The organism is Zymomonas sp. (assembly GCF_020216885.1).
Classification (GTDB): domain Bacteria; phylum Pseudomonadota; class Alphaproteobacteria; order Sphingomonadales; family Sphingomonadaceae; genus Zymomonas.
Window position 1 is genome coordinate 1 of the sequence record NZ_JAIWON010000156.1, and the last position, 6,554, is coordinate 6,554.

General features: G+C 48.6%; 6 protein-coding genes. 3 read left to right on the top strand and 3 right to left on the bottom strand.

The window, feature by feature from the left end:
* Positions 1–191: 191 nt before the first annotated feature.
* From LDL18_RS08350 to tkt, 3 genes are all read right to left on the bottom strand, one after another.
* Positions 192–1,385: a phosphoglycerate kinase gene (locus LDL18_RS08350; protein WP_296508662.1), complete on the bottom strand. Its 1,194-nt coding sequence runs from the start codon at positions 1,383–1,385 to the stop codon at positions 192–194.
* 221 nt (positions 1,386–1,606) lie between these two features.
* Positions 1,607–2,620: a type I glyceraldehyde-3-phosphate dehydrogenase gene (gene gap / locus LDL18_RS08355; protein ID WP_011240132.1), complete on the bottom strand. Its 1,014-nt coding sequence runs from the start codon at positions 2,618–2,620 to the stop codon at positions 1,607–1,609.
* A 49-nt stretch (positions 2,621–2,669) separates the two neighbouring features.
* Positions 2,670–4,661: a transketolase gene (tkt, locus tag LDL18_RS08360; protein ID WP_296508667.1), complete on the bottom strand. Its 1,992-nt coding sequence runs from the start codon at positions 4,659–4,661 to the stop codon at positions 2,670–2,672.
* Positions 4,662–4,848: 187 nt separating this feature from the next.
* Here tkt and LDL18_RS08365 point away from each other — a divergent pair, with 187 nt between their 5' ends.
* From LDL18_RS08365 to LDL18_RS08375, 3 genes are all read left to right on the top strand, one after another.
* Positions 4,849–5,154, top strand: coding sequence for a hypothetical protein (locus LDL18_RS08365; RefSeq protein ID WP_296508670.1), 306 nt, complete (start codon positions 4,849–4,851; stop codon positions 5,152–5,154).
* Positions 5,155–5,364: 210 nt separating this feature from the next.
* Positions 5,365–5,757 (top strand): nuclear transport factor 2 family protein, encoded by a 393-nt coding sequence (locus LDL18_RS08370; protein WP_296508672.1) that lies wholly within the window; start codon positions 5,365–5,367, stop codon positions 5,755–5,757.
* A 192-nt stretch (positions 5,758–5,949) separates the two neighbouring features.
* The gene (locus LDL18_RS08375; RefSeq protein WP_296508674.1) at positions 5,950–6,351 is read left to right on the top strand and encodes a cell division protein ZapA; all 402 of its coding nucleotides are present in this window, start codon (positions 5,950–5,952) and stop codon (positions 6,349–6,351) included.
* Positions 6,352–6,554: the final 203 nt, after the last annotated feature.

The window sequence follows — 6,554 nt, forward strand, 5'->3', positions numbered from 1 at the left end:
TCGCAGGTCGCAGGTCGCAGGTCGCAGGTCGCAGGTCGCAGGTCGCAGGTCGCAGGTCGCAGGTCGCAGGTCGCAGGTTAAATTTTTTAAGAGCAGTGGCAACCCTAAAAGGCTTTTTTTGCCTAAAAAAGATAAAAAAAGGGCAGCCAAACAAGGCTGCCCTCTTTTCTTTAAAAGTGAACTTTTAAAAATTAAGCTTCAAGGGCTTTAACACCCGGCAGCTCTTTACCTTCCATCCATTCAAGGAAAGCACCACCTGCGGTTGAGACAAAGCTGAAGTCTTTGGCTACACCGGCATGGTTAAGAGCGGCAACCGTGTCACCACCACCCGCAACAGAGATCAAGGAACCGGCTTTGGTCAAAGCCGCGGCTTCCTTAGCGAGAGCGACCGTGGCTTTATCGAAAGGTTCAATTTCGAAAGCGCCCAACGGGCCATTCCAGACCAAGGTCTTGGAAGCTTTCAGAACTTCGGTCAAAGCAGCAACGGCTTTCGGGCCAACGTCGAGAATCATTTCGTCAGCAGCAACATCGCTGACCGGAATGGTACGGATCGGCGGATTGGCTTTGAATTCCTTAGCGACGACGACATCGCTCGGAAGATGAATTTTGCAGCCCGTTTTTTCAGCAGCAGCGAAAATACCTTTAACGGTATCTTTCAGCTCATGCTCACAAAGGGATTTACCAACATCAACACCCTGAGCAGCGAGGAAGGTATTAGCCATACCACCACCGATGATCAGATGGTCAACCTTGGAAACAAGGTTGGTCAGAACGTCGAGCTTGGTAGAAACTTTAGCACCACCGACAACGGCTGCGACCGGATGGGTCGGCTTACCAAGGGCAGCTTCAAGAGCTTCTAATTCTTTCTGCATGGCACGACCGGCGAAAGCAGGCAGCTTGTGAGCCAGACCTTCGGTCGAAACATGGGCGCGGTGAGCAGCTGAGAAAGCATCGTTGACATAAAAATCGCCGAGCTTAGCAACTTCTGCTGCCAAAGCCGGATCATTCTTTTCTTCACCAGCATAAAAGCGGGTGTTTTCAAGAAGAGCAACAGCACCCGGATTCAAGGCATCAACGGCTTTTGCTGCAGCATCACCTTTGATGTCATTGATGAAATGAACCGGACGACCCAGAACGCCAGCCAGCGCATCTTTGATGCGAGCCAAGGACATTTCAGGATTCGGCTGACCTTTTGGACGACCGAAGTGAGCCAGAATAAGGACTTTGGCGCCCTTTTCAGCCAATTCATTGACGGTCGGGATTGCAGCACGCAGACGGGTATCATCCGTAACGCGATCGCCATCCATAGGAACGTTCAGATCTTCGCGAACGAGAACGCGCTTACCTTTGACGTCACCAATATCATCTAATGTACGAAAAGCCATTATATCCTCCTTTTGGCCGCCTTATATCATAAAGCGGATCTGATAACGGAGACAGCCTCCTCACGAGACCCAGCTATAACGGATATATCCCATAACGGGCCTGTATCAGGAGGTTAATGCTGCAATCAGCGAATAACTAACTGCAGTAATTAAGAGGCATCCCGCCCCTTGCCACAAGGGCAAAAAGCGGGACAACCCTTTTACCGATAAGATCGCAAAAACTAGAGAGTTTTAGCCATCTGAGCAGCGGTATCGACCATACGATTGGAGAAGCCCCATTCGTTGTCATACCATGCAACAACGCGAGCCAGCTTACCTTCGAGAACGGCCGTTTCACGGCTGTCAACGGTGGAGCTGTGCGGATCGGAGTAGAAGTCACGGGAAACGAGGGGTTCATCGGTGTAACCGAGAACGCCAGTCATATCACCGGTGTCAGCAGCGGCTTTAAGAACGCTGTTGATTTCTTCTGCGGTCGTGTCACGCTGCGGAACGAAGGTGAAGTCAACAAGGCTGACATCCGGGGTCGGGACGCGGATGGAGATACCATCCAGCTTACCTTTGAGTTCCGGGATCACGAGAGCAACAGCGCGGGCAGCACCGGTGCTGGTCGGGATCATGGAAGCGCTGGCCGTGCGGGCACGACGCAGATCAGAATGGATCTGATCGAGGATGCGCTGATCGTTGGTGAAGCTGTGGACGGTGGTCATCAAACCACGAACGATACCGATTTTCTGCTGAAGAACATGCAGAACCGGAGCCAAGCAGTTGGTGGTGCAAGATGCGTTGGAAACGATCTTGTCATCTGCGGTCAGGTCTTTGTGGTTCACACCATAAACAACGGTGCGATCAACATCGCCTTTAGCCGGAGCAGAAATCAGAACCTTCTTGGCACCTGCGGTCAGATGAGCAGAAGCTTTTTCGGTGTTGGTGAAGATACCCGTGCATTCCATCACGATATCAACGCCAAGCTTTTTGTGCGGCAGATTGGCCGGATCACGTTCAGCGGTGACAACAATTTTCTTGCCATCGATGACCATGTCGTTACCTTCGGTGGTAACGGTACCCGGATAGGTGCCATGTGCACTGTCACGCTTGAACAAGAAAGCGTTGCCTTCAACGCTACCCAGGTCATTGATGGTAACCAGTTCAAGTCCAGAATCCGGACGCGACAGAATTGCACGCGCAGCCAGACGGCCGATACGGCCGAAGCCATTAATCGCAACTTTAACCGCCATGTTTATTCTCCTAACTTACTAAGTAGCTATTATATTCCATAGCTATTTTTTAACGTGCCGACTTACCGGCGATCGCGGCCAACACCTTGTTCGTGATGCCGACTGCGGTCAAGCCGAAATGAGCATATAGATCATTCGCCGGGGCCGATGCACCAAAAACATCAATACCATAACGAAGACCATTTATTCCAGTATACCGTTCCCAGCCAATTGTCGTCCCCGCTTCGATCGAAACGCGTAAAATTGTCGATTGAGGTTGATCGGGCAAAACGTCATTGCGATAGGATTCGGGTTGTTGATCGAACAAGGTCCAACTCGGCATCGACACGACATCTGCCCCAAAACCTGCTGTTTCTAGGAGGTCTGCGACCTCAACAGCCAAGGAAAGCTCTGATCCTGTTGCCATCAAGATAACCCGCCTTTTGGCAACAGCCGACCGGAGACGATAAGCCCCGCGCGCCGAAAGATTTTCATCCGCCGATTCGCGTAGCAACGGTAAGTTCTGACGGGACAAAACTATTAATGAGGGGCCATCAATATTTTTCAAGGCCAGCTCCCAACATTCTGCGGTTTCAACCGAATCAGCAGGCCGGAAAACTCTTAAATTAGGAATCAAACGCAAAGACATAACTTGTTCAATCGGCTGATGAGTCGGGCCATCTTCCCCGACACCGATCGAATCATGGGTCATGACATAGACGACCCTTGTCTTTTGCAAAGCCGACAGTCTGATTGCAGGACGGCTATAATCAGAAAAGGCAAGGAAGGTGCCACCATAAGGAATAACACCGCCATGAAGGGCAAGACCATTCATCACTGTCGCCATCCCGAATTCACGAATACCATAATGGATGTAGCGACCGCCATAATCAGCCGCCGATAAGGTCGTCATGCCTTTGGGCTTGGTATTATTAGAAGGCGTCAGATCAGCCGAACCGCCAACTAATTCCGGTAATTGGCGAATCAAGACGCTCAAAGCCATTTCCGAGGCTTTTCGCGTTGCCATCGGCATAGCCGAACTGATGATATTGTTCTTATGGTCTGTCAGATCAAAATCTTGTGGCAACTGACCGTTTGTAATCCGCAAAAATTCGTCTTTATCTTTATTCGCCTCAAGGCGCTCTTTCCATGCATGATATTCATCAAGATGACGCGTGCCCAATTCTTTCCATTTTTTCAGAATGTGATGGGGGACAGTAAAGTCAGGGCTAGTCCATTCCAAAGCCTCACGGGTCAACAGAATTTCTTCTTCCCCTAATGGCGTGCCATGAGCGGCCGCTGTTCCCTGTTTGCCTGGGGAACCATAACCAATCGTCGTCCGGCAAGCGATCAAAGAAGGCCTAGGATCAGCAATAGCCTCATCCATGGCTTTAATAATGGATTCTGTATTATGACCATCACAAGCCACAACATGCCAACCACAGGCACGATGACGCGCCATGACATCTTCTTTTCGTGAAATAGTAACGTCACCATCGATGGTGATACCGTTATCATCCCACAAAACATTAAGGTTACCTAAACCCAGTCTAGCCGCGATCCCGCCGACTTCATGGTTGATACCTTCCATCAGGCATCCATCACCGGCAATGGTCCAAACACGGTGATTAACGATATCTTCACCGAATTGCGCTTTCAAATGACGTTCAGCCAAAGCCATTCCGGCCGCCATACCGATTCCTTGCCCAAGGGGGCCTGTCGTCGCTTCAACCCCTGATAACAAAGTATTTTCAGGATGACCGGCGCAACGGCTACCCAGCTGCCGGAAGTTTTTGATGTCCTCCAAGGTCGGCTCATCATATCCCGTCAAATATAACAGGGAATAAAGCAGCATACATCCATGACCACCGGATAAAACAAAGCGGTCACGATCCGGCCATGTCGGATCTTTCGGATTAAATTTTAAATAGCGCCCAAAAAGGATGGTTGCGACATCTGCCATACCCATCGGCAACCCCGGATGCCCGCTATTAGCGGCCTGGATAGCATCCATCGACAAGGCACGAATGGCATTAGCGAGGTGTCGATACGGAACAGACATTACAAGATACCTAAAAAATTGGAAGAAAAGGTCGATATTTCCGGCCAAAAATGACAAAAACCGGAAGACGCGGCTTTATTAGTCTTTTGCCACCGGAAAGGTCAACATGCCGGACAGCCATGCTCGACAAAGAATAACCTTTAGATGCAAAAAACCCTATAAAAACAATAAAAGGCCATATTGAGGCATGGCCTCAACATGCTATGGGCTAGATATGCCTCAAGATCGTCTTTCACATGCCCTTAACCGTCTGTCACAGGCTCTTATCCGTCTGGAAGAAGCCGACCACCGGCGTATAGCCGATCATGATATTGCTGCGCGTTACCAAAAATTACGCGAAGCGACTGAACAGGCCTTGGCTCGGATTGACAGTCTTCTATCCGGAAACATTCAAGAATCCTATAAGACCTCTTTCCCAACAAAAGAAGATAGAGAAAGATTGGCGGATAGTCTGTCGGATGCAAAAGCCTCCGAAACCTCTCAGGAACAATAAAAATTTATCCCCGAAATCACCCGCTTCCTCACAAAAGCCAGAGCCATACATTATAGCTATTGAATGACGAAATATCTGACGGCTTATATTATCACGGCTTCCAGAATGGACATCATGGAATCATTAAAAATCTTCCTGCGTGATTGAATATAGGCAAACAAGAACCAACATGACTTTCTCTTATCCATCTTAGGCGGGGGAATAGAAAGTATGGCACAGAATAGTGAGCTATTAGTTCGGCAGGTTTTTGAAACGCTTAGCGACTTCAACCGTCCGGCAGAAGAAATGCTGGCTTTTTTTACAGAAGATTACCGCCAAATTGTTGATGGCAAAGAATTGAGATTGAATGATTTTCTTGTTCATATCAAAGCCTTGCGCCAGAAATTAAAAGCACTCGAAATTGATATTCAACATATCATCAGTAATAATGATGCGGCGGCCACGGTGCATATTGCCCATGTCACTCGGGCTTCTGGCAAGAAAAGCCGGATCAAGGTCGTCGCTTTTTACAGCTTTCGAGATGGGAAAATCGCCTTTGTTGACGAATTAACGCATCCGCTTGAAGGTAAAGAAGGGGATCAAGCGCTAGGCTCAATTCAATAAGATCCTTTCATTATAGTAAAAAAATAGCGCTTCAAGCCGTTAACTCTATTACCCTGCCAATGCACGTCCCCTGTCATTGGCAGAGACCTAAAAGCTCTGTATTTTATCCTGTCATTGTTGCGTTTATAAAGGGATAAAGTGACAAAGGTGACTGTTCCACAAAACCGACAATATTGAAGACAGGAACAGATTATGGCGCAAGTAGATATAATGATTGGCGGGCGTAATTATCAGCTAGCCTGCCGCGATGGTGATGAAAACCGCCTTCGCTTTCTTGCTGATATTGTCGATAAAGAAGTCGCAAAGGTCAGCGAACAACTCCATATAGCTGGCGATATCAGACGTTTAATGCTGGCCTCTTTGTTGCTGGCCGATCAAAATGAAGACATCAAAAGCGAAGCCAGCGCTGCAGAATCCCAAAATCAACAGCTCCAGCAACAAAAAGATCAACTGACAGAAAGCCTGAAACTTTGTCAGGACAAACTGAAAATGGAACAAGAAGAAAAAGAGCGATTGGCCATTTTGATCGAAGACTATGCAGAAAGAATGGAAAATATCGTAAATCGCCTTGATGATGAGGCTCAAGCATCCTAAATAAGCAGGCGGTGGTTCTGCGCGGTGCGCGCTCTAGCAATTATCCCTGAGGCTATAAATACATCCAAGGGAGCTGTCCCTGTTCGAATCTTGGTTCGATGCATACGGCGCCCACCTGACGTTTGGGCGTCAGTGGATATTCAAGCAAACGGCCTGGCAGCGGTTCCACCACTTTCATCTCTTGAGTAATAGATCGCTTTTTT